At 68.6% G+C, this 20,993-nt stretch carries 17 protein-coding genes and 1 pseudogene; 15 read left to right on the top strand and 3 right to left on the bottom strand.

Annotated elements, in window-relative coordinates; all coding sequences use genetic code 11:
- Positions 1-665: 665 nt before the first annotated feature.
- From EBB59_RS06430 to EBB59_RS06415, 4 genes are read left to right on the top strand one after another with little or no spacing between them, the layout of a single operon-like run.
- Positions 666-1,850 carry an efflux RND transporter periplasmic adaptor subunit gene (locus EBB59_RS06430; RefSeq protein ID WP_122101388.1) on the top strand — a complete coding sequence of 395 codons (1,185 nt, stop codon included), beginning with the start codon at positions 666-668 and terminating at the stop codon, positions 1,848-1,850.
- Positions 1,851-1,865: 15 nt separating this feature from the next.
- A complete protein-coding gene (locus tag EBB59_RS06425; protein ID WP_122101327.1) occupies positions 1,866-5,006 on the top strand; it encodes an efflux RND transporter permease subunit in 3,141 nt (1,046 codons plus the stop codon).
- Positions 4,999-6,405, top strand: coding sequence for an efflux transporter outer membrane subunit (locus EBB59_RS06420; RefSeq protein ID WP_122101326.1), 1,407 nt, complete (start codon positions 4,999-5,001; stop codon positions 6,403-6,405). The genes EBB59_RS06425 and EBB59_RS06420 overlap by 8 nt, the downstream gene beginning before the upstream one ends.
- Positions 6,402-7,037, top strand: coding sequence for a TetR/AcrR family transcriptional regulator (locus EBB59_RS06415; protein WP_147455522.1), 636 nt, complete (start codon positions 6,402-6,404; stop codon positions 7,035-7,037). Before EBB59_RS06420 ends, EBB59_RS06415 begins: the two co-directional genes overlap by 4 nt.
- Positions 7,038-7,043: 6 nt before the next feature.
- On the opposite strand, the gene EBB59_RS06410 is transcribed toward EBB59_RS06415, so the two are convergent.
- Positions 7,044-7,508, bottom strand: coding sequence for a tRNA (cytidine(34)-2'-O)-methyltransferase (locus EBB59_RS06410; protein WP_122101324.1), 465 nt, complete (start codon positions 7,506-7,508; stop codon positions 7,044-7,046).
- Between the two features lie 117 nt (positions 7,509-7,625).
- Here EBB59_RS06410 and EBB59_RS06405 point away from each other — a divergent pair, with 117 nt between their 5' ends.
- The 5 genes from EBB59_RS06405 (at position 7,626) to EBB59_RS06385 (ending at position 13,423) form a co-directional block, all read left to right on the top strand.
- Positions 7,626-10,475 (top strand): M16 family metallopeptidase, encoded by a 2,850-nt coding sequence (locus EBB59_RS06405; RefSeq protein WP_122101323.1) that lies wholly within the window; start codon positions 7,626-7,628, stop codon positions 10,473-10,475.
- A gap of 83 nt (positions 10,476-10,558) precedes the next feature.
- Positions 10,559-10,870, top strand: coding sequence for a DUF4156 domain-containing protein (locus EBB59_RS06400; protein ID WP_122101322.1), 312 nt, complete (start codon positions 10,559-10,561; stop codon positions 10,868-10,870).
- A gap of 178 nt (positions 10,871-11,048) precedes the next feature.
- Positions 11,049-12,065, top strand: a complete 1,017-nt coding sequence (locus tag EBB59_RS06395) for a 3-oxoacyl-ACP synthase III (protein WP_122101321.1) — start codon at positions 11,049-11,051, stop codon at positions 12,063-12,065.
- Between the two features lie 78 nt (positions 12,066-12,143).
- Positions 12,144-12,509, top strand: a complete 366-nt coding sequence (locus EBB59_RS06390; RefSeq protein WP_122101320.1) for an STAS-like domain-containing protein — start codon at positions 12,144-12,146, stop codon at positions 12,507-12,509.
- Positions 12,509-13,423 carry an alpha/beta fold hydrolase gene (locus tag EBB59_RS06385; RefSeq protein ID WP_122101319.1) on the top strand — a complete coding sequence of 305 codons (915 nt, stop codon included), beginning with the start codon at positions 12,509-12,511 and terminating at the stop codon, positions 13,421-13,423. The genes EBB59_RS06390 and EBB59_RS06385 overlap by 1 nt, the downstream gene beginning before the upstream one ends.
- Here EBB59_RS06385 and EBB59_RS06380 read toward each other — a convergent pair.
- Positions 13,414-13,797 carry a hypothetical protein gene (locus tag EBB59_RS06380; RefSeq protein WP_122101318.1) on the bottom strand — a complete coding sequence of 128 codons (384 nt, stop codon included), beginning with the start codon at positions 13,795-13,797 and terminating at the stop codon, positions 13,414-13,416. The two genes, EBB59_RS06385 and EBB59_RS06380, sit on opposite strands and share 10 nt — an antisense overlap.
- 191 nt (positions 13,798-13,988) lie before the next feature.
- Here EBB59_RS06380 and ubiM point away from each other — a divergent pair, with 191 nt between their 5' ends.
- The gene (ubiM, locus tag EBB59_RS06375; RefSeq protein ID WP_122101387.1) at positions 13,989-15,218 is read left to right on the top strand and encodes a 5-demethoxyubiquinol-8 5-hydroxylase UbiM; all 1,230 of its coding nucleotides are present in this window, start codon (positions 13,989-13,991) and stop codon (positions 15,216-15,218) included.
- Positions 15,219-15,366: 148 nt separating this feature from the next.
- On the opposite strand, the pseudogene EBB59_RS06370 reads toward ubiM, so the two are convergent.
- Positions 15,367-15,768, bottom strand: a pseudogene (locus EBB59_RS06370) (YkgJ family cysteine cluster protein).
- A gap of 77 nt (positions 15,769-15,845) precedes the next feature.
- Here EBB59_RS06370 and oleC point away from each other — a divergent pair.
- The 5 genes from oleC to ubiB are packed head-to-tail and all read left to right on the top strand — an operon-like array spanning position 15,846 to position 20,971.
- Entirely contained in the window at positions 15,846-17,519 is a 1,674-nt protein-coding gene (gene oleC / locus EBB59_RS06365; protein WP_122101317.1) for an olefin beta-lactone synthetase, read from the top strand.
- Complete coding sequence (locus EBB59_RS13785) at positions 17,516-17,659, top strand: hypothetical protein (protein WP_158601730.1); 144 nt, start codon at positions 17,516-17,518, stop codon at positions 17,657-17,659. Before oleC ends, EBB59_RS13785 begins: the two co-directional genes overlap by 4 nt.
- Complete coding sequence (oleD, locus tag EBB59_RS06360) at positions 17,656-18,654, top strand: 2-alkyl-3-oxoalkanoate reductase (protein ID WP_122101316.1); 999 nt, start codon at positions 17,656-17,658, stop codon at positions 18,652-18,654. Before EBB59_RS13785 ends, oleD begins: the two co-directional genes overlap by 4 nt.
- A gap of 9 nt (positions 18,655-18,663) precedes the next feature.
- The gene (locus EBB59_RS06355) at positions 18,664-19,293 is read left to right on the top strand and encodes a ubiquinone biosynthesis accessory factor UbiJ (RefSeq protein ID WP_122101315.1); all 630 of its coding nucleotides are present in this window, start codon (positions 18,664-18,666) and stop codon (positions 19,291-19,293) included.
- Positions 19,294-19,303: 10 nt separating this feature from the next.
- On the top strand, positions 19,304-20,971 hold the full coding sequence (gene ubiB, locus EBB59_RS06350; protein WP_122101314.1) for a ubiquinone biosynthesis regulatory protein kinase UbiB: 1,668 nt from the start codon (positions 19,304-19,306) through the stop codon (positions 20,969-20,971).
- Positions 20,972-20,993: the final 22 nt, after the last annotated feature.

The following is a 20,993-nucleotide window of genomic DNA, read 5'->3' as shown; positions in this document are numbered from 1 at the left end:
GTGGCGAGTCCCCCCGATGCCTTGCGACTGTGCCCTTGAACGGCCGTTCGCGCCATCACCGATGAAAGGCCCGGCGTCGATGCCGGGCCTTCGTGCCGTTTGGGCGAAGCAAAGGGCGCGTCCGCCGTGGGTGGGGTGCGGCGGGTCGGCCACGGGCGTTGTCGCGGGCGGAATGAGATTGCCACGGCGGCTGGTCGCCTTGGCGGCGCGTCCGGTTTTGGCGGGATATTGATTTCCGGCCGTTGGCTCCGGTAAGCCCGGGGCGTTGCCGTGCGCGCGCGGGTGTGTGGTCTTCGATCACGACAGGACAAGACAAGGACATGACACGGCCCCGTACGTTGCCGTGCGCGCGGGGGTGTGGTCTTCGCGGCGCTTATGTGGGCAAGGCCAAAGGGTGCGTTGCCGCGCACGCGCTGTGGGTGACGACCTGTCGCCCGAGGGCCGGGCCGAATCGCGTGCGTTGTCGCGCGTGCGCTGGGGACGATGTCCAGGCCGACCCGGCCCGCCAGCCGGTGCGTTGCCGCGCGCACGCGCTGGGGGTGGGGTCCCGGTGCGTTTGCTTGCATTCACCATACGGTTTGACATGAATTGAATGATTGTTCATTCTTTGCGCCCTTTCCTTTTATCGGACTGCGCGCATGCGTCCCATTGCCGAATTCCCCGCCCTGGTCGGAAGTTCCTGCCGGCCGTTCGCGCTGCCTGCCGTGATCGCCGCCTCCTTGTTGCTGGCCGCCTGTGGTCAGGGCGATGGGCCGCAGAAGGGCGCGCCACCGCCGACCCCGGTCACGGTGGTGACGCTGAAGCCCGAGACGGTGGTGCTGACCCGTGAATTGACGGGCCGGGCGGGCGCCTCGCAGACGGCCGAAGTGCGGCCGCAGGTGACGGGCATCGTTCAGCAACTGTTGTTTACGGAGGGCGGTAGCGTGCGGGCCGGACAGCCGCTCTACCAGCTCGACCCGACCGCCTTCCGCGCCAATGCCGACAGCGCCCGGGCCGCCTTGGCGCGAGCCCAGGCCACACTGGCGACGGCCCGGCTGAATGCTTCGCGCTCGGCCGAATTGGTCAAGATCGATGCGGTCAGCCGCCAGGACAATGACAACGCCCAGGCCGCGTTGAGCCAGGCCCAGGCCGACGTGCGCGCGGCGCGGGCGGCGGTGCAGGGCGCCGAGGTACCGCTCGGTTTCGCCCGGGTGTCGGCGCCGATCTCCGGCCGTATCGGCCGCTCCAGCGTGACCCGTGGCGCGCTGGTGACGGCTTCCCAGGCCGGCCCGCTGGCGATCGTCCAGCGGCTCGACCCGATGTACGTCGAAGTGAGCCAGTCCAGTGCGGAGCTGTTGCAACTGCGGCGCGAGATCGAGGATGGCGGCCTCCAGGGCACCGCTTCGTTGCCGGTGGACATCGTGTTGGAAGACGGCAGCGCCTACCCGCGGCAGGGGCGGTTGAGCTTCGCCGAGGCGATGGTCGATCCGGCCACCGGCGCCGTGGCGTTGCGAGTGGTGGTGCCGAACCCCGACCAGCTTCTGTTGCCGGGCATGTTCGTGCGGGCCCGGCTGGCCAACGGCGAGCGCCGTGACGCCATCCTCGCGCCACAGCAGGGCATCAGCCGCGACCCCAAGGGCAACGCCTCGGCCATGGTGGTGGATGCCGGGGGCAAGGTGGCGGTGCGCGAGGTCAAGGTCAGCCGCGCGATCGGCGACAAGTGGCTGGTGGAGTCCGGTCTCGCCGCCGGTGACAAGCTGATCGTGGAAGGCTTGCAGAAGGTGGGGCCGGGCGCGCAGGTGCAGGTCGTCGAGGCCGGCGCCGCGGCGCCGGCGCAGAAGGCGGGCGGCCAACCCGCCGCCAAGCAGTAAGCAGGAGCTACCCGCATGGCACGTTTCTTCATCGATCGCCCGATCTTCGCCTGGGTGATCGCGATCATCCTGATGCTGGCCGGCGCGCTGTCGATCCGCCAACTGCCGGTCGAGCAGTATCCGAATATCGCGCCGCCGCAGGTCAGCATCATTGCCACCTATCCTGGCGCCTCGGCCCAGGTGGTGGAGGACTCGGTGACGCAGATCATCGAGCAGAGCATGCAGGGACTGGACGGGATGATGTACATGTCCTCGAACAGCCAGTCCAACGGCAGCGCCAGTATCACCTTGAGCTTCGCCAACGGTACCGATCCCGATACCGCGCAGGTGCAGGTGCAGAACAAGTTGCAGATGGCCATGCCGCTGTTGCCGCAGGAGGTGCAGCGCCAGGGCGTGATCGTCAACAAGGCCAGCACCAGTTTCCTGCTGGTGATCGGTTTCGTCTCCAAGGACGGCCGCATGGACGAGCGCGATATCGGCGATTACGTCGCCAGTTCGGTCACGCAGCGCATCGCCCGGGTGCCGGGCGTCGGCAACACCCAGGCTTTCGGTACCAAGTACGCGATGCGCATCTGGCTCGATCCCGGCCGCATGGACGCCTACGGTCTCAGCGTCGGCGACATCACCGCCGCCTTGCGGGCGCAGAACGCGCAGGTCGCGGTCGGCCAGTTGGGCGGCGCGCCGGCGGTGGCGGGGCAGCAGTTGAACGCCACGGTCACGGCGCAGGATCGCTTGCGCACCCCCGAGCAGTTCCGCGACATCCTGCTGCGCAGCCGGACCGATGGCGCCGCGTTGCGCCTGGGTGACGTGGCGCGCGTGGAACTGGGCGCGGAGGAGTACAGCTTCACCAGCCGCTACAACGGCAAGCCCGCCAGTGGCATGGCGGTGATGCTGGCGACCGGCGCCAATGCGCTGGATACCGCCACCGCCGTGCGCGAAGAGCTCGAGCGCATCAGGCCCTACTTCCCGCCGGGGCTGGAAGCGGTGATTCCGTTCGACACCACGCCGTTCGTGCAGGTCTCGATCAAGGGCGTGATCACCACCCTGGTCGAGGCGGTGGTGCTGGTGTTTCTGGTGATGTTCCTGTTCCTCGGCAACTTCCGCGCCACGCTGATCCCGACGATCGCCGTGCCGGTGGTGCTGCTCGGCACGTTCGCCGTGCTCAACGTGCTGGGCTTCTCCATCAACATGCTGACCATGTTCGCGATGGTGCTGGCGATCGGCCTGCTGGTGGATGACGCCATCGTGGTGGTGGAGAACGTCGAGCGCCTGATGAGCGAGGAGGGCCTCTCGCCCAAGGAGGCGGCGAAGAAGTCGATGAGCCAGATCACCGGTGCGCTGGTCGGCATCGGCGTGGTGCTGGCGGCGGTGTTCGTGCCGATGGGTTTCATGGAAGGCTCCACCGGCGTGATCTATCGCCAGTTCACCGCCACCATCGTCACGGCGATGGCGTTCTCGGTGGTGGTGGCGATCGTGCTGACGCCGGCCTTGTGCGCCACGATGCTCAAGCCGGTGAGGAAGGGCGAGCACTTCAGCCATGGCAGCGGCCCGATCGGGCGCTTCCTGGACTGGTTCAACCGCAAGTTCGATGCCGGCAGCGCCCGCTACCAGCGCGGCGTGCGCGGCATGCTGGGCCGGCCGGCGCGTTTCATGCTGATCTACCTGGCGTTGAGTGTGGTGGCCGTGCTCTTGTTCCTGCGCACGCCCAGCGCGTTCTTGCCGCAGGAGGACCAGGGCGCGCTGATGACCATCGTGCAGGCGCCGGTCGGCGCCACTCAGGCGCGCACGCTGGAGTCGATCAAGCAGGTCGAGCGGCATTTCATCGAGAACGAAAAGAACGCCGAGTCGATATTCACCGTGCAGGGCTTCAGCTTTGGCGGCAGCGGCCAGAACACCGGCATGGGCTTCATCAAGCTCAAGGACTGGAGCGAGCGCAAGGCGAAGGAGGCGGGCATCGATGCCATCGCCGGCCGCGCCATGGGGGCGCTCATGCAGATCAAGGACGCGATGGCCTTCGCCATGGCGCCGCCGGCGATCCAGGGGCTGGGCACGTCCTCCGGCTTCTCGTTCTACCTGATGGACAACGCGGGCGCCGGTCACCAGAAGTTGATGGCCGCGCGCAACGAATTGCTCGGCAAGGCCGCGCAGAGCAAGCTCATCGCCGGCGTGCGCCCGAACGGGCAGGAAGACCAGCCACAACTGCGCCTGGATATCGACCATGCCAAGGCGCAGGCGCTGGGCCTGTCCATCGCCGAGGTCAACGCCACGCTGACGACGGCCTGGGGCGGGAGTTACGTGGATGATTTCATCGACCGTGGCCGGGTCAAACGCGTCTACGTGCAGGCCGATGCGCCCTACCGCATGTTGCCGGAGGATTTCCGGCGCTGGTCGGTGCGCAACGGCGAGGGGCGGATGGTGCCGTTCTCGGCCTTCAGCAGCGCTCACTGGGAATACGGCTCGCCGCGCTTGGAGCGCTACAACAGCATCCCGGCGATGGAAATCCAAGGCCAGGCCGCGCCCGGGGTGAGCTCGGGCGATGCCATGGCCGAGGTGGAGCGGCTGGTCGCCGGGCTGCCCGATGGCGTCGGCCTGGAATGGACCGCGCTCTCCTACCAGGAGCGCGAGGCCGGCGCTCAGACCACCATGCTCTACATCCTCTCCGCGCTGGTGGTGTTCCTGGCCCTGGCCGCGCTCTATGAGAGCTGGAGCGTACCGACCGCGGTGCTGATGATGGCCCCGTTGGGCATCCTGGGCGCGGTACTGTTCACGCTGGGCCGCGGGCTGGAGCGCGACGTCTATTTCCAGGTGGCGATGCTGACCACGGTGGGCCTGACCAGCAAGAACGCGGTGCTGATCATCGAGTTCGCCAAGCAGTATTACGAGCAAGGCATGCAACTGGCCGAGGCGATCATGCACGCGGTGCGCGACCGTCTGCGCCCGATCGTGATGACCTCGCTGGCCTTCGGCTTCGGCGTGCTGCCGCTGGCGATAGCGACCGGTGCCGGCTCCGGCGCGCAGCGCGCGATCGGCACCGGCGTGCTGGGCGGCATGATCGTGGGCACGCTGCTTGGCATCTTCTTCATTCCGTTGTTCTACCTGGTGGTGGTGCGGCTGTTCGACCGCCGCGGGCAGGCGCGGGGGGCGAATCATGAATAAGCCGTTGACCTTGGCGCTGGCGTTGGCATTGTCCGGCTGCGCCACGCTGGTGCCGGAGCTGCCCGAGGCGTGGCCGCAAATCCGCGAAGGCTGGCCGATGCCCGAACATGCCACGGCCGCCGACACGACCACCGGCGAGATTGCCTGGGCCGGCTGGCGCGACATGCTGCTCGACGAGCGCCTGGAGCGGGTGGTCGCGCAGTCGCTCGCGCACAACCGCGACCTGCGGGTGGCCGTGCTCAACGTCGAACGCGCGCGCGCGCAGTACCGCATCCGGCGCGCCGAGCGCCTGCCGGCGATCGGCGGCGGCGTGGCGCTGGAGCGCACCGGCGGCGACGCCCCGGTCGGCGAGACCCATACCGCCTCGCTCGGCCTCGCCAACTTCGAGCTGGATCTGTTCGGCCGCGTGCGCAACTTGAGCGAGGCCGCGTTGCAGCGGTACTTCGCCCAAGAGGAAAACCGCCGCGCCGCGCAGATCGCCCTGATCGCCGAAGTGGCGAACGCCTGGATGACCCTGGCCGCCGACCGCAGCCTGCACCGGGTCGCCGCCGATACGCTGGCGGCCCAGGAGGCGATGCTCGGGCTGACCGAGCGCCGCCACCAGTTGGGCGTGGTCGGCGGGCTGGAGCTGGCGCAGGCGCGTACCCAGGTGGAAAGCGCGCGCGCCGACATGGCCCGCTATGCCGGCCAGGTGGAACAGGACCGGCATGCGCTCGACTTGCTGGCCGGCTCGCCGGTGGCCGAGGCCGACCTGCCGCGAGTGCTGGAGGATGGATTGGTGGCGATGCCGTCGCCGCCGGCGGGCCTGCCCTCGGAAACACTGCTGGCGCGGCCGGACATCCAGGCCGCCGAACACGTGCTGCGCGCCGCCAACGCCAACATCGGCGCGGCGCGCGCGGCGTTCTTCCCCTCGATCCGCCTGACCGGCGCGGCCGGCAGTCGCTCGGGCGAGCTGTCCGGGCTGTTCGACGCCGGCACCCGGTTCTGGCGTTTCGCGCCGCAGATCAACATTCCGATCTTCCAGGGCGGCGCGCTGCGTGCCGGCCTGGGCGTGGCCAGGGCCGACCGCGACATCGCCCTGGCCGATTACGAGAAGGCGATCCAGTCCGGTTTTCGCGAAGTGGCCGACGCCCTCGCGCTCGCCACGACGCTGGCCGAACGACGCGCCGCGGCGGAGCGCCTGCTGCTTGCCGCCCGCGACGCCGAACGCTTGTCGAAGGCGCGTCATGAGGCCGGTCTCGACAGCTATCTGGTGTTGCTCGATGCCCAGCGCGGCCGTTACGGCGCCGAGCAGGGTTGGGTATCGGCGCGGCTGGCCGAGCAGGCCAACCGCGTGGCGCTTTACCGGGCGCTGGGCGGCGGCTGGTGGACCCGTGCCGGCGGCGCGGGGGCGCCATGATGATGGCCGCCGCCGGTGCCCGCCACGCGCATGCCTGGGCGCAGCGCGACCGCATCCTCGACGCCGCCCAGCAGTGCTTCGCCGAGCGCGGTTTCCATGGCGCCAGCATGGCGATGATCGCCGATACCGCGCGGATCAGCGCGGGGCTGATCTACCGCTATTTCGCCGGAAAATCCGAGCTGATCCAGGGCATCGTGCACCGGCAGATGGAATGGCTGGAGGGGGAGATGAAACGGATGGAATCCACCGGCGGCGACGCGGTGTGCCGGATCATCGAAAGTTTCCGCGATGGCGACTGCCGAACGGGCGCGGACGATCAACCGGTGCGGCGGATCGAGCCGGCGCTGGTGCTGGAGATCATCGCCGAATCCGGCCGCGACCCGGTGATCGCCAAGGCGATGGCCAGCTTCGACGCGCGCATCGACGATATTTTGGAATCCTGGCTGGCGCGCCCGCGCGCGCAGGGCGGTTTCGGCGTTCCGGCCGGGCAACTGCGGGTGCGCACGGTCGTGCTGCGGGCATTGCTCGATGGCCTCAAGATGCGCCAGACGCGCGAAGGCGAGGCGCTCGACATCGACCTGCTGAGCGCGGCGTTGCAGGAGGCGTTGCCCGGCCTCATGGGTACCGACTGAAGCGGATCAGGCCCCGCCGGCGAAACCGTGCCGGCGCCACGCCTCGAACACCAGCACCGCCACCGCGTTGGATAGATTGAGGCTGCGATTGCCCGGCCGCATCGGCAGGCGCAGGCGCTGTCCGGCGGGCAGCGCCTCCAGCACCGATGGGGGCAGGCCGGAGGTCTCGCGCCCGAACAGAAAGGCATCGCCGGGGCGGTAATCCACCTCGTCATGACGGCGCTTGCCCCGGGTGGAGAGCGCGAACACCCGCCCCGGCGCCACCGACGCCAGGGCCGAGGCCAGATCGGGATGCACCTTCAGCGCCGCGTATTCGTGATAGTCCAGCCCGGCCCGGCGCAACCGCCTGTCGTCCAGCGAGAAACCCAGCGGCTCGACCAAGTGCAGCATCGCCCCGGTATTGGCGCACAGGCGGATCACGTTGCCGGTGTTGGGCGGGATCTCGGGCTGGTGGAGGATGACGTGGAACATCTCGGGCGAGGCGGGCGGCGGGGCGGCGATTATGCCCCGCGCGACAGGACTTCCGGCCCATACACGGCCCCGCCCCACGGCGGTAGCATCGGTGCTTTCCCAGGAAAGGAATACCCGATGTCCCGATTCCGCGCTCCGCGCGCCGCCGTGCTCGCGCTCGCCCTGACCACCGCGCTCGGCGGCGGCCTCGCCGCCATGCCGGCCTTCGCCGCCAACGCCCAGCCGACGGTCAGGCTGCCCTACGAGACCTTCACCCTGCCCAACGGCCTGCGGGTGGTCGTGCATACCGATCGCAAGGCGCCGGTGGTGGCGGTGAACGTCTGGTACCACGTCGGCAGCAAGGACGAACCGGCCGGGCGCAGCGGCTTCGCCCATCTGTTCGAACACCTGATGTTCAACGGCTCGGAGAACCACCCCGGCGAATACTTCGCCCCGTTCGAGCAGGCCGGCGCCACCAACATGAACGGCACCACCAATACCGACCGCACCAACTATTTCCAGAACGTGCCGACCACCGCGCTGGACATGGCGTTGTGGATGGAATCCGACCGCATGGGCCACCTGCTCGGCGCGATCGACCAGAAAACGCTCGACGAGCAGCGCGGCGTGGTGCAGAACGAGAAGCGCCAGGGTGAGAACCAGCCCTACGGCCAAGTCTGGGAAACGACGGTCAAGACCATGTACCCGAAGGGCCATCCCTATCACCACAGCGTGATTGGGTCGATGAACGACCTCAACGCGGCCACGCTGGAAGACGTGAAGAACTGGTTCCGCGCCTGGTACGGCCCGAACAACGCGGTGTTGGTGCTGGCCGGCGACATCGACCTCGCCACCGCGAAGGAAAAAGTGGCGAAGTATTTCGGCGACATCCCGGCCGGGCCGACCCTCGCCCAGCCCAAGGTGGATGTCGCCCAGCTCAAGGCCGATGGCCGCACCGAGATGCAGGACAAGGTGCCGCAGGTGATGCTGCGCCGGGTCTGGAACGTGGCCCAGGCAGGCAACCGCGACGGCGAGCTGCTCGACCTGTTCAACCAGGTATTGGGCGGCAGCGCCACCTCGCGCCTCGACCGCCGGCTGGTGTACCAGGACAAGCTGGTGGACAGCGTCAGCACCGCGAACAACGGCTCGCAACTGTCCGGCACGTTCCTGATCAACGCGATGGTGAAGCAGGGCGTCGATCCGAAGAAGGTCGAGGCCGTCATCGACGAAGAACTGCAAAAGCTGCTGCGCGAAGGCCCGACGGCGGAAGAGCTGGCGCAGGCAAAGACCAGCATCAACGCCCAGGTGGTGCGCGGGCTGGAGCGGATCGGCGGCTTCGGCGGCAAGGCCGACATCCTCGCCTCCTGCACCATTTTCGAGGGCAACCCGGGGTGCCTGGGCGCGCAGCTCGCCACCATCGATGCCGCGACCCCGGCCAGCGTGCGGCAGGCCGGCCAAAAATGGCTTGGCGCCCCCAGCCATACCTTCGTGGTCAGCCCCGGCGAGCGCAAGGCGCTGGCCGAGGCGCCGAGCGAGAAGCCGGCCCCGTGGTCGATCCCCCGGCCCGATGCCAAGTACAAGACCACCGCCAGCACGGTCGATCGCGGCCAGGGCGTGCCGCGGGTGGACGAATTCCCGGCGCTCAAGTTCCCGGCCTTGCAGCGCGCCAAGCTGGCCAACGGCAGCACCCTGGTGCTGGCGCAGCGACATGACATCCCGGTGGTGCAGATGAGCTACGAGTTCGATGGCGGTTATGCCTCGGACGCCGGCGGCAAGCTGGGCCGAGCGAGCTTCGCCATGGGCATGCTGCGCGAAGGCGCCGGCCAGCTCGACGCCCTGGCGTTCAAAGCGCGATCCGAGGCGCTGGGCGCGCAGTTCGGCACCGGCGCTTCGCTCGATGGCGGCAACGTCTATCTCTCGGCGTTGAAGTCCAACCTCGACGCCTCGGTCGCCCTGTTTGCCGACATGCTGCGCCAGCCGCGCTTCGACCAGGCCGACATCGACCGGGTCAAGGCGCAGTGGGTTGCCGGCATCGCCCAGGAAAAGGCCCGCCCGAACGCGGTGGCGATGCGCGTGCTGCCGCCGCTGCTCTATGGCGAAGGCCATCCTTACGCCATCCCGTTCACCGGCAGCGGCACCGAGGCGGCGATCGGGTCGCTGACCCGCGACGACCTGCTCGCCTTCCAGCGCGAATGGCTGCGCCCGGAAAACGCCACGCTGATCGTGGTCGGCGACACCACCCTGGACGAGATCGTGCCGGTGCTGAACAAGCACCTCGGCGCATGGAAGGGCCAAGGCCCGGCGGCCAAGCCGAAGGCGTTGCCGCAGGTGGCCAAGCCGGCCCAGGCCAGGGTGTACCTGATCGACCAGCCCGGCGCGGTGCAGGCCAACATCCTGGCCGGCCAATTGGTGCCTTCCACCCGCGACCCCGGCGCCGTCAAGCTGGAGATGTCCAACGACATCCTCGGCGGCAGCTTCACCTCGCGCCTCAACATGAACCTGCGCGAGGACAAGCATTGGTCCTATGGCGCCCGCACCTCGCTGGTCGGCGCGCTCGGCCAGCGGCCGTGGATCGCGATGGCGCCGGTGCAGATCGACAAGACCGCCGAATCGATCAAGGAAATGCAGCGCGAATTCGGCGGTTACGCCAGCGGCAAGGCCCCGGCCACGCAGGCCGAGGTAATCAAGGTGGTGAACAACGATGTGCGCAGCCAGCCCGGCGCTTACGAGACCGCCCGCTCGGTGATGAGCACCATCGGCGGCATCGTCCGCTACGGCCGCCCGGACAACTGGGTGCAGGTGCGCAACGCCGAGGTCGAAGCCTTCACCCCGGCCCAGGCCAACGCCGCGGCCAAGACGATCGACCCGGCTCGTCTGGTCTGGGTGGTGGTGGGCGATCTGTCCAAGATCGAGGCGCCGGTGCGCGCGCTCAATCTGGGCGAAGTCACCCTGCTCGACGCCGACGGCAAGCCGGTGGCCAAGAAGTAAAGTTCAGCTTCGAGGTTCCGCTGCTCCGCAATGCCCGCCACAATGGCGGGCATTGTCGTTTCCGACCCGCTCTGGAGTTCCCGATGCGTCTTGTCCTCGTCCCCGCCGCCACCGTCCTTGCGCTCGCCGCCTGCACCTGGGTGCCGATCCAGCCCGAGGCGCAGAAGGTCAGGGTGCAGCGCGCGGCGCCGGCCGGTTGCGTCAAGGTGGGCGAGATCGAGGTCGAAGTCACCGACAAGGTGGCGTTGTACAAACGTAATCCGCTGAAGGTGAGCGACGAACTGGAGACCCTGGCGCGCAACCAGGCCGCCGGCATCCCCGCCACCGACATCCACCCGCTGGCCGTGCCGGCCGATGGCAGGCAGCGCTTCGCCGCGTGGCGCTGCGCCCGCTGAAGCGGGCGTGTGGCGGGGGGGCGTTTCAGGCGCGTGCTTGAAAGTATGCAGCTTCATTCTGGACATCCCCGCTACTCCGTCAGCAAGCGGCCGCTTCAGGCGTGCGCTTGAAAGGATGCGGACGGGGCCGTAAATCGCTATCCTTCGCAGTCTTTGTCCCTGCCTGGGCTTGCCCGCCATGCTTTTCAACAATGTCGCCATCGCCGGCCTTGCCCATGTGGACGCGCCGAAGCAGGTCACGTCCGACGAAATCAATGCCCGCCTGAGGCCGACGCTCGACCGCCTCGGCATCCGCGTCGACGTGCTGAAGGACGTCGCCGGCATCCATGCCCGCCGCCTGTGGGGCAGCGACAAGCTCTCCTCTGATGCCGCCACCGAGGCCGGCATCCTCGCCCTCGAGGACGCCGGCATCGGCGCCGACAGGCTGGGTCTGCTGGTCAGCACCTCGGTCAGCCGCGACTACCTGGAGCCCTCGACCGCCAGCATCGTCGCCGGCAACCTGCAAGTGGCCGACACCTGCCAGAACTACGACGTGGCCAACGCCTGTCTCGCCTTCATCAACGGCATGGACATGGCGGCGCGGATGATCGAGCGCGGCGAGATCGATTACGCGCTGGTGGTCGATGGCGAGACCGCCGACCTCGCCTACGAAAAGACCATCGAGCGCATGTTGCGCCCGGATTCCACCGAGGACGAGTTCCGCAACGAGCTGGCCACCCTGACCCTCGGCTCGGGCGCCGCCGGCATGGTGCTGGCGCACGCCGACCTGGCGCCGGAAGCGCCGCGCTACAAGGGCGGCGTGACCCGCTCGGCCACCGAGTGGAACACGCTGTGCCGCGGCAATCTCGACCGCATGGTCACGGATACCCGGCAACTCCTGATCCAGGGCATGCAACTGGCGCAGAAGACGTTCGCCGCCGCCCGCCAGGCGATGGGCTGGGCGGTGCACGAGCTGGATCAGTTCGTGGTGCACCAGGTCAGCAAGGTGCATACCCAGAACCTGATCCACTCCTTCGGCATCGACCCGAAGAAAGTCATGACCATCTTCGGCGAGCATGGCAACATCGGTCCGGCCTCGGTGCCGATCGTGCTGTCCAAGCTCAAGCAGACCGGCCGGTTGAAGAAGGGCGACCGTATTGCGCTGCTCGGCATCGGTTCGGGCCTGAACTGCACGATGTCGGAAGTGGTTTGGTGAGCCATCCGCACTGTCGTGACTTGTCGGTTTCGCGGTAATGATCTGTCGATCCCTCGGGATTGACTTTGCAATCGCCCGATGGCCAGGCTCGATCGTTCGCCCGAAATCGATACCGCCTTGATCCAGGCGGTCGCCAGCCCTCCCCGGGATATGGTCAGCATGGTGGCGGCCCGCCCCGGGCTTTCGCGCCAGCACGTCGGCATGCGCGCCCAGGCCAAACGGTTGTTGGAGAAGGTGGCGGGGTTCCGTATCGTGGTCCTGGATTTTTCGGGGGGGACGGACATTGGGCAAGCTTTCGCCGATGAAGTGTTCCGGGTGTTCGCCAATGCGCATCCGGCGATAGAACTGGCGGCGATCCATGCCGCTCCCGCCGTCCAGGCCATGATCCGCCGCGCCGAAACCCTGCGGGACGAACGGAACGGCCAATTGTCGCTATTGAAATGATGAACCCGCCATACGACCTTCCCGATTACCCCTTCATCCCGCGGCGCTTCGAAGTGCGCCCGGGCATCGCCATGTCCTTCCTCGACGAAGGCCCGCGCGATGGCGAAGTGGTGCTGATGCTGCACGGCAACCCGTCGTGGAGCTATTACTGGCGTCACCTGGTGTCGGGTTTGCGCGAGCGTTACCGCTGCATCGTGCCCGATCACGTCGGCATGGGGCTGTCGGACAAACCGGACGATGCCGCCGCCGCGCGCCCGCGCTACGACTACACCCTGCAATCGCGTATCGAGGATCTCGACGCGCTGCTTGCGCATCTGGGCGTCACCGGTCCGATCACGCTGGCCCTGCACGACTGGGGCGGGATGATCGGCTTCGGCTGGGCGCTCAAGGATCCCGGCCGCGTCAAGCGGCTGATCGTCACCAATACCGCCTCCTTCCCGCTGCCGGAGGAAAAGCCGATGCCGTGGCGGATCGCCATGGGGCGCCATTCGCGCATCGGTGGCTGGCTGATCCGGCGCTTCAACCTGTTCGCCCGCGGGGCGGCGGCCTTCGGCACCGTGCGCATGCTGGAGCCGGCGGTCAAGCGCGCCTACAGCGGCGTCTACGACGGCTGGGAAAACGCGATTTCCACCCTGCGCTTCATGCAGGACATCCCGCTGGATGCGCGCGACCGCGCTTGGCCGCTACTGCTGGCGGCGGAAAGACAGCTACCCGGATACGCCGGGCGTCCGGTGTTCATCGGCTGGGGCCTGCGCGATTTCGTGTTCGACAAGCACTTCCTCGCCGGTTTCACCCGCGCGCTGCCGCAAGCCGAAGTGCATGCCTTCGGTGACGCCGGTCACTACGTGTTGGAAGACCGGCACCAGGAACTGGTGCCGATGATCCGTGATTTCCTGCGGCGTACTCAGGAATAGGCTTTCAGCACCGCATCCTGCAAGTCCTTCAATACCAGGCTGAAGAACAGGCCGATGTTCACTTTCTTGGCGTCGAACAGGATGCCCTGCAACAACTGGCTGCCGGCATGATTGATGAGGAAGCAGATCGAATCGTTGTTGAGGTGGATCATGTAATAGCTGCCCAGCCCCGGGAATCCGGCATTGTCCAGGGTGTTGGAAATCTCCGTGGTCAAGGCGTCGAAAACCGCCACCGCCTGGGGTTGCACGTTGTAGCCGGCAAGCGACTTGCCGGTGTTCGCTTCCCAGATGTCGGATGAAATCAACCCCTCGCCCAGGGTGCCGCGCATTTTCTGGATGGCTTCTTCGAGTATCTGGATGTTGATGTTGGCCATGTTTTTCCTTTTTTCGCCGGGTATCGGCTTCTTTTGTGGAAGGGTATTAAAATCCTTGGCCTGCCCGGAAATTTGATCTGCATCAAACAGATGAGCGGTCGAGTGGCTGTAATGACCGGCTGCCGCCTTTGACGGTCGTATCATGGCGACCACGTGAGCGGTTTTCCTTGCAGCCATATCGGGCCATCGAGTTGAAATACGACATCCTCATCATTGGCGCCGGCCCGGCCGGACTCACTTTCGCCCGCGCGCTGGCGGGCAGCGGCCTGTCCATCGCGCTGGTCGAGCAGCAGGCGGAAAGCGCGTTGGCCGACCCCGCCGACGATGGCCGCGAGATCGCGCTGACCCACCGCTCGCATCGGTTGATGCGCGAATACGGCCTGTGGGATCGCATCGCCGACACCGACATTGGCACGTTGCGCGACGCCCGGGTCATCGATGGCGACGATGCCGACGGCCTGCTCTTCTCGCATGCCGAGGCCGGGCAGCCGCAACTGGGCTGGCTGGTGTCGAACCATGCGATCCGCCGCGCCGCGTGGCAGGCGGTGCGGGAAAGCGGCGAGGTGGATATCGTTGCCGGCGCCCGCGTGGCGGGCGTCCACGCCGATGCCGGCGGCGGCGAAGTGCGGCTGGCCGATGGCCGGGTGCTGCGCGGGCAGTTGCTGATCGCCGCCGACAGCCGTTTCTCGGAGAGCCGGCGCGCGCTCGGCATCCGCGCCGACCTGCACGATTTCGGCCGTACGATGCTGGTGGTGCGGATGCGCCACGAGGCGCCGCACGAGGCGACCGCCTGGGAATGGTTCCGCTACGGGCAGACGCTGGCGCTCTTGCCGCTCGACGACGCGAATACTTCATCGGCCGTGCTGACCGCGACGCGCGCCGAGATCGACGCCCTGCTGGCGCTGGACGAAGACGCCTTCGGCGCCGCGATGAGCGCGCGTTTCGATCGACGCCTCGGCGCGATGAAGCGCGTCGGTCCGGCGGTGGCGTATCCGCTGGTCGGCGTGTACCCGGAGCGCTTCCACGCCGAGCGCTTCGCCTGCATCGGCGATGCCGCTGTGGGGATGCACCCGGTCACCGCGCACGGTTTCAACTTCGGCCTGCTGTCGGTGGAATCGTTGTCGAAACGCATCCTCGACGCGCTCGCGCACGGCGAGCCGATTTATGCCGAGAAACTGCTGGCCGATTACGACATCGAACATCGTGCCGCGACCCGGCCGCTCTATCTCGCCACCAAGCTGGTGGCCACGCTGTATACCGATGACCGCGCGCCGGCGCGGGCCGCGCGCAAGCTGGCGCTGGGCGCGGCGCGGATGGGCAAGCCGTTCCGGCGGCTGGTGATGCACGGCCTGACCCAGCCCGGCGAGGGCATGCCCTTCGAGCGCGCGCGCAAGCTGGCGATGCGGCTGCGCCCGCGCTGAGCGCCCGCGCCTCCCGGGCGGCGGCGTGTCGATGGTGGTAGGGCCGATGCGGCGATGTCCACGCTGAGCGTCCGCGTCTGCCGGGCGGCGGCGTGTCGATGGTAGTGGGGCCAGACGTGGCGACGTCCGCGCCTGGCGCGCGGGTCTTTCAGGCGGCCGCGGGCGGGGCGTGTCCGGCCCCTGTCCAGTCGGCGGGCGTCAGTGCCGGCAGGCCATACGCGGCGCGCGCCCGGTCGCATTGCGGGTTGGCTTCCCCATGCTCCTACGAGGCGTGCAGTTCGCGGCAGGCTTGAGGTCGCCTTGGATGGATGACGCAACGCGAGCGGCGGCCGATTTCCGCATCCAGCGCGATGCAGTGCGGATGGCGCTGCGAGGTGCCGCGCATCGCCAACTCGTGCGGACGGACCGGCAGGGTCAGCTCGACCGGCACCGGGCCGCCCAGTTCCGCCGCCGCTTCCGACCAGTGCAGGCTGATCCGGTAATGCGCGCAACACGCCCCGCAGCCGAGGCAGGGGTGGGCGAAGGGCGGTGCGTCGGGGTGGGTGGGCATGCGCGGATTTTCTGCATCGCGCGGCATTTGGCAAGGGGCGGCTCGTATCTCGCGGCCGGGGCTGGGACAATGCCCGGATGGCCGCCGACTCCCCCCCCGCCAACATCGCCGACAGCCTGCGCCAGCGGGCGCTTCAAGCGCCGGATCGCATCGCCATGCGCGTGCCCGGCCGTGGCGATTACGCCGAATCCCTGACCTATGGCGCGCTCGACGCGCGCAGCGACGCCATCGCCGCCGGCCTGCTCGGGCGCGGCATCGGGCGCGGCGCGCGCTGCGTGGTGATGGTGCGGCCGACGCCCGAATTCTTCCTGCTGATGTTCGCCCTGTTCCGGCTCGGCGCGGTGCCGGTGCTGGTCGATCCCGGCATCGACAAGCGCGCGCTCAGGCAATGCCTGGACGAAGCACGGCCGGACGCCTTCATCGGCATCCCGCTGGCGATGCTGGCGAAGGTCGCGCTTGGCTGGGCGAAGTCGGCGCGCATCCGCGTGAGCACCGGCCGGCGCGCGTGGTTCGCCGATGCCACGCTGGCCGCGATCGAGCGCGAAGGCGCCGGCGCGCCGCGCGATTTCGGCGCGACCCACGGCGAGGACGTCGCCGCGATCCTGTTCACCAGCGGCTCGACCGGCGTGCCCAAGGGCGTGCTCTACCGGCACCGGCATTTCCTCGCCCAGATCGAGATGTTGCGCGCGGCCTTCGGCATCGAGCCGGGGGGCGTCGATCTGCCGACCTTTCCGCCGTTCGCGCTGTTCGATCCCGCGCTGGGCCTGACTTCGATCATCCCCGACATGGATCCGACCCGGCCGGCCCGGGCCGATCCGCGCAAGCTGCATGCGGCGATCCGCCGTTTCGGCGTGACCCAGTTGTTCGGTTCACCGGCGTTGATGCGGGTGCTGGCCGAATACGGCGAGCCGTTGCCGGGCGTCCGGCTGGCGACCAGCGCCGGCGCGCCGGTGCCGCCGGAGGTGGTGACGCAGATGCTGCGGCTGCTGCCCGAGGGCGCGCGGCTGTGGACGCCCTATGGCGCCACCGAATGCCTGCCGGTGGCGGTGATCGAAGGCCGTGAGCTGCTGACCCTGCGCGAGCGCACCGAGACCGGCGCGGGCACCTGTGTCGGCCGGCCGGTGGCGGGCAATACGGTGCGGATCATCGCCATCCGTGACGAGGCCATCGCCGAATGGGCCGACGCGCGTGAAGTGCCGAGGGGCGTCGTCGGCGAAATCACCGTGGCCGGGCCAAGCGCCACCGATGCCTATTTCAACCGCGAGGAACAAACCGCGCTGTCGAAGATCCGCGAACCGCTGGCCGATGGCGGCGTGCGCATCGTCCACCGCATGGGCGACCTGGGCTGGTTCGATGGCGAAGGCCGGCTGTGGTTCTGTGGCCGCAAATCGCAGCGGGTGGTGGTGGACGAAACGACCACGCTGTGCACCGAGCAGATCGAGCCGGTGTTCAACGCCCATCCCGACGTCGCGCGCACCGCGCTGGTCGGCGTGGCGCGCGCGGCGGACCGGCGCGGTGCGCCAAGCGGCGGCCAGGCCCGGGCGCCGGTGCTGTGCGTGGAATTGCGCGTGGGCGTGGCCGCGGGCGAATGGCCGCGGATCGAGCGCGAACTGCGCGCGCGCGCCGATGGCTTCGTGCATACCGCCAGGGTCGAACGCTTCCTGCGCCATCCCGGCCGGTTTCCCGTCGACATCCGTCACAATGCCAAGATCGGGCGCGAGAAGCTGGCGTTGTGGGCGGCGGCGCGATGAAGATCCGCGTTGCCGGCGATGGCAGGCGGGCGGCATCACCCGCGCAAGCGCGATACGCGGCGGCCGGGCGCGCGCCGATGACCGATGCGCCGGCGGATGCCAGCGCCGTGGACGATGGGCGGATGGAGCAGGCGGCATGAAGATACTGGTGACGGGCGGCGGCGGATTTCTGGGCCAGAAACTCTGCGCGGGCCTGGTGGCGCGCGGGCATCGGGTGGTCAGCTTCAACCGTGGCCTGTACCCGGCGCTGGACGCATTGGGCGTGACGCAGCTACAGGGCGATCTGGCCGATCGCGCCGCGGTGATCGAAGCGGCGCGGGGCTGCGAGGCGATCTTCCACAACGCCGCCAAGGCCGGCGCCTGGGGTGGCTACGAAAGCTACCACCGCGCCAACGTGCTCGGCACCGGCCACGTGCTGGCGGCCTGCCGCGCGCATGGCATCGGGCGGCTGGTGTACACCTCCACGCCCAGCGTCACCCATCGCGCCACGCACCCGGTCGAGGGTGGCAGCGCCGATGACGTGCCTTATGGCCAGGACCTCAAGGCGCCCTACGCCGCCACGAAACAGATCGCCGAAAAGATCGTGCTGGCGGCCAACGACGCAACGCTCGCCACCGTCGCGCTGCGTCCGCGCCTGATCTGGGGGCCTGGCGACAATCAACTGCTGCCGCGCCTGCTCGAGCGTGCCCGGGCCGGGCGGCTGGCGCTGGTCGGCGATGGGCGGAACCTGATCGACACCACCTATGTCGACAACGCTGCCGAGGCGCACTTCGCCGCCTTCGAGCATCTCGCCGTGGGGAGCGCCTGCGCCGGCCGCGCCTACTTCATAAGCAATGGCGAACCGTGGACGATGGCGCGGATGATCGACCGCCTGCTGGAGGCGACCGGCGCGCCGCCGGTGCGCCGGCATGTCCCGTTCCGGCTCGCCTATGCCGCCGGTGCGCTGGCCGAAACGCTGTGGCCGCTGCTGCGGCTGCGTGGCGAACCGCCGATGACCCGCTTCCTGGCCGAACAGCTCGCCACCACGCATTGGTACGACATGGCCCCGGCGCGGCGCGATTTCGGCTACGCGCCGAAGGTATCGATGGAGGAAGGGATGCGCCGCGTGAGCGAGGCATGGCGCGCGCGCGGCTAGAATGCGCGGATGACCGCAACGTTGCCTTTCAACTGGAAAGTCCCGGCCGGGCGCGCCTTGCAGACGGCGCTCAACCGCGCCCTGGCGCTGGACGCCGATACGCGCGCCGAGCTGGCCGCGCTCGATGGACGCGGCGTCGAACTTCATCTCGCCTCGCCGCCCCTGGCCTTGCGGGTGACGGTGACGGGCGATGCGCTGGAAATCGGTCCCGTGGCCGAGGATGCGCGCACCGACCTTTCCGTGCGCGCCACGCTGGGCGGCCTGTTGCGGCAACTGCCGATGCTGCGCGGCGAGGATGCGTCGCCGGTCGGGCGGTTGCGCATCGAAGGCGACGCCGAGCTGGCGCGCCGCTTGCAGCGGATGGCCGAGCGCTTCGATCCCGATTGGGCGCGGCCGCTCACCGTGGTGTTCGGGGAGGTGCTGGGCATGCAGATCGCCAATGGTTTCGCCTTCGCGTTGAAGCGCGCGCGGGTGGCGGGGGCCGCGTTCGCCGGCAGCGCCGCCGATTGGTTGACCGAGGAATCGCGCGAGGTGGTGGGGCGCGAGGAGCAGAACGCGTTCCATGACGATGTGGATGCGCTGCGCGACGACGTCGAGCGCATGGCCGCGCGCGTGGCGCGCCTGAAGGCCGGCGTATGAGACGCGGGCGATGAAGTCGGCCCGCCGCCTCTGGCGCATCGGCCGTGTCCTGCTGCGTTATCGCCTCGACGCCCTGCTCGATGGCACCTCCGTCGAGCGCTGGCTCAAATTGGCGCGACCGTTCGTGCCGCGCGCCTCCAAGGACGTGCAAGCGATGGCGCGCGGCGAGCGCCTGCGCATGGTGTTGCAGGCGCTCGGGCCGATCTTCGTCAAGTTCGGGCAGATCCTTTCCACCCGCCGTGACCTGGTGCCGGCCGACATCGCCGAGGAACTGGCGTTGTTGCAGGATCGGGTCAAGCCGTTCGATGGCGAGGTGGCGCGGCGGATCGTCGAGGCATCGCTGGGCAAGCCGATCGGCGAATTGTTCGCCAGCTTCGATACCGTTCCGCTGGCTTCTGCCTCGATCGCCCAGGTACATGCGGCGACGCTGCATGATGGCCGCGAGGTGGTGGTGAAGGTATTGCGCCCCGGCATCGGCAAGCAGATATCCGGCGATATCTCGCTGCTCTACGACTTGGCCGGCATGGTCGAGCGGACCCACCCCAACGCCGACAAGATTCGCCCGCGCGAGGTGGTGGCCGAAATCGAATCCACGCTCGCCGCCGAGCTCGACCTGCAACGCGAGGCCGGCAACGCCAGCTTGCTGCGACGCAACTGGGCGGGCAGCGCCGATCTCTACGTGCCCGAAGTGATCTGGGCGCTGAGCGCCGACCGCGCGATGACGATGGAGCGGGTGCGCGGCATTCCCAGCGACGACATCGCGCGCCTGGACGCGGCCGGGATCGACCGCAAGGCGCTGGCGGCGAAGGGTGTGCGGGTGTTCTACGAGCAGGTGTTCCGCGACAACTTCTTCCATGCCGACGCCCATGCCGGCAACATCTGGGTCGATCCCGAGCGGCAGCGGAACCCGCGTTTCATCGCGTTGGATTTCGGCATCATGGGCCAGCTCTCGCGCGAGGATCAGTACTACCTCGCCGAGAATTTCATGGCGATCTTCAATCGCGACTACCGCCGCATCGCCGAGCTGCACGTGGAAGCGGGCTGGATGCCGGCCAACGTGCGCATCGACGAGCTGGAAGCCGCCGCGCGCGGCATCTGCGAGCCGTACTTCACCCGCCCGCTCTCGGAGATATCGTTGGCGGAGGTGCTGGCCAAGCTGTTCCGCGTGGCGCAGCGCTACCAGCTCACCTTGCAACCGCAGTTGATCCTGTTGCAGAAGACCCTGCTCAACATCGAGGGCATCGGCCGGCTGCTCGATCCGCGGATCGACATCTGGGCCGTGGCCAAGCCAGTGCTGGAGAAGATTCTCGTCGAGCGCTACAGCCCGAAGCGGCTGCTGCGCGAGTTCGGCCAGCGCCTGCCGGCGCTGGTGACGCATGCGCCGGACATGCCGGGGCTCGTGCACGCCTGGCTGAAGCAGCAGGTGCAGGGCGGGCACCGCATCCGCATGGAATCGCACGATCTGCGCGTGCTGTCGAAGGATTTGCACATCATGCAGAAGCGGATGATCTCGGCGGTGCTGGGCGTGGGCCTGTTGATCGTCGCCAGCGTGCTGTACGCGCTGGAAGCCGGGGGGCCGGGCATCGCCGGTATCCCGGTATCGACCTGGATCGCCGGCCTGGGCGGCCTCTGGGCGTTGATCGCGGCTTGGCCGCGACGCCGCGTGCGCGGCCGCTGAGCCGGGTCGTGCGGCCCGGCGG

It is taken from the genome of Solilutibacter pythonis, from assembly GCF_003697345.1.
GTDB classification, from domain to species: Bacteria; Pseudomonadota; Gammaproteobacteria; order Xanthomonadales; family Xanthomonadaceae; genus Solilutibacter; species Solilutibacter pythonis.
The sequence above is the reverse complement of the archived record's forward strand: the minus strand, read 5'-3'. Positions and strand labels throughout refer to the sequence as shown.

Bases quoted from the DNA above. Each gene is read 5' to 3' on its own strand.
- EBB59_RS06415 (WP_147455522.1), top strand. From the start codon at position 6,402: ATGATGATGGCCGCCGCCGGTGCCCGCCACGCGCATGCCTGGGCGCAG.
- EBB59_RS06355 (WP_122101315.1), top strand. From the start codon at position 18,664: ATGACCGCAACGTTGCCTTTCAACTGGAAAGTCCCGGCCGGGCGCGCC.
- EBB59_RS06410 (WP_122101324.1), bottom strand. From the start codon at position 7,508: ATGTTCCACGTCATCCTCCACCAGCCCGAGATCCCGCCCAACACCGGC.
- EBB59_RS06385 (WP_122101319.1), top strand. From the start codon at position 12,509: ATGAACCCGCCATACGACCTTCCCGATTACCCCTTCATCCCGCGGCGC.
- EBB59_RS06395 (WP_122101321.1), top strand. From the start codon at position 11,049: ATGCTTTTCAACAATGTCGCCATCGCCGGCCTTGCCCATGTGGACGCG.
- EBB59_RS06420 (WP_122101326.1), top strand. From the start codon at position 4,999: ATGAATAAGCCGTTGACCTTGGCGCTGGCGTTGGCATTGTCCGGCTGC.
- EBB59_RS13785 (WP_158601730.1), top strand. From the start codon at position 17,516: ATGAAGATCCGCGTTGCCGGCGATGGCAGGCGGGCGGCATCACCCGCG.
- EBB59_RS06390 (WP_122101320.1), top strand. From the start codon at position 12,144: ATGGCCAGGCTCGATCGTTCGCCCGAAATCGATACCGCCTTGATCCAG.
- EBB59_RS06380 (WP_122101318.1), bottom strand. From the start codon at position 13,797: ATGGCCAACATCAACATCCAGATACTCGAAGAAGCCATCCAGAAAATG.
- EBB59_RS06425 (WP_122101327.1), top strand. From the start codon at position 1,866: ATGGCACGTTTCTTCATCGATCGCCCGATCTTCGCCTGGGTGATCGCG.
- oleD (WP_122101316.1), top strand. From the start codon at position 17,656: ATGAAGATACTGGTGACGGGCGGCGGCGGATTTCTGGGCCAGAAACTC.
- EBB59_RS06400 (WP_122101322.1), top strand. From the start codon at position 10,559: ATGCGTCTTGTCCTCGTCCCCGCCGCCACCGTCCTTGCGCTCGCCGCC.
- ubiB (WP_122101314.1), top strand. From the start codon at position 19,304: ATGAAGTCGGCCCGCCGCCTCTGGCGCATCGGCCGTGTCCTGCTGCGT.
- oleC (WP_122101317.1), top strand. From the start codon at position 15,846: ATGGCCGCCGACTCCCCCCCCGCCAACATCGCCGACAGCCTGCGCCAG.
- EBB59_RS06405 (WP_122101323.1), top strand. From the start codon at position 7,626: ATGTCCCGATTCCGCGCTCCGCGCGCCGCCGTGCTCGCGCTCGCCCTG.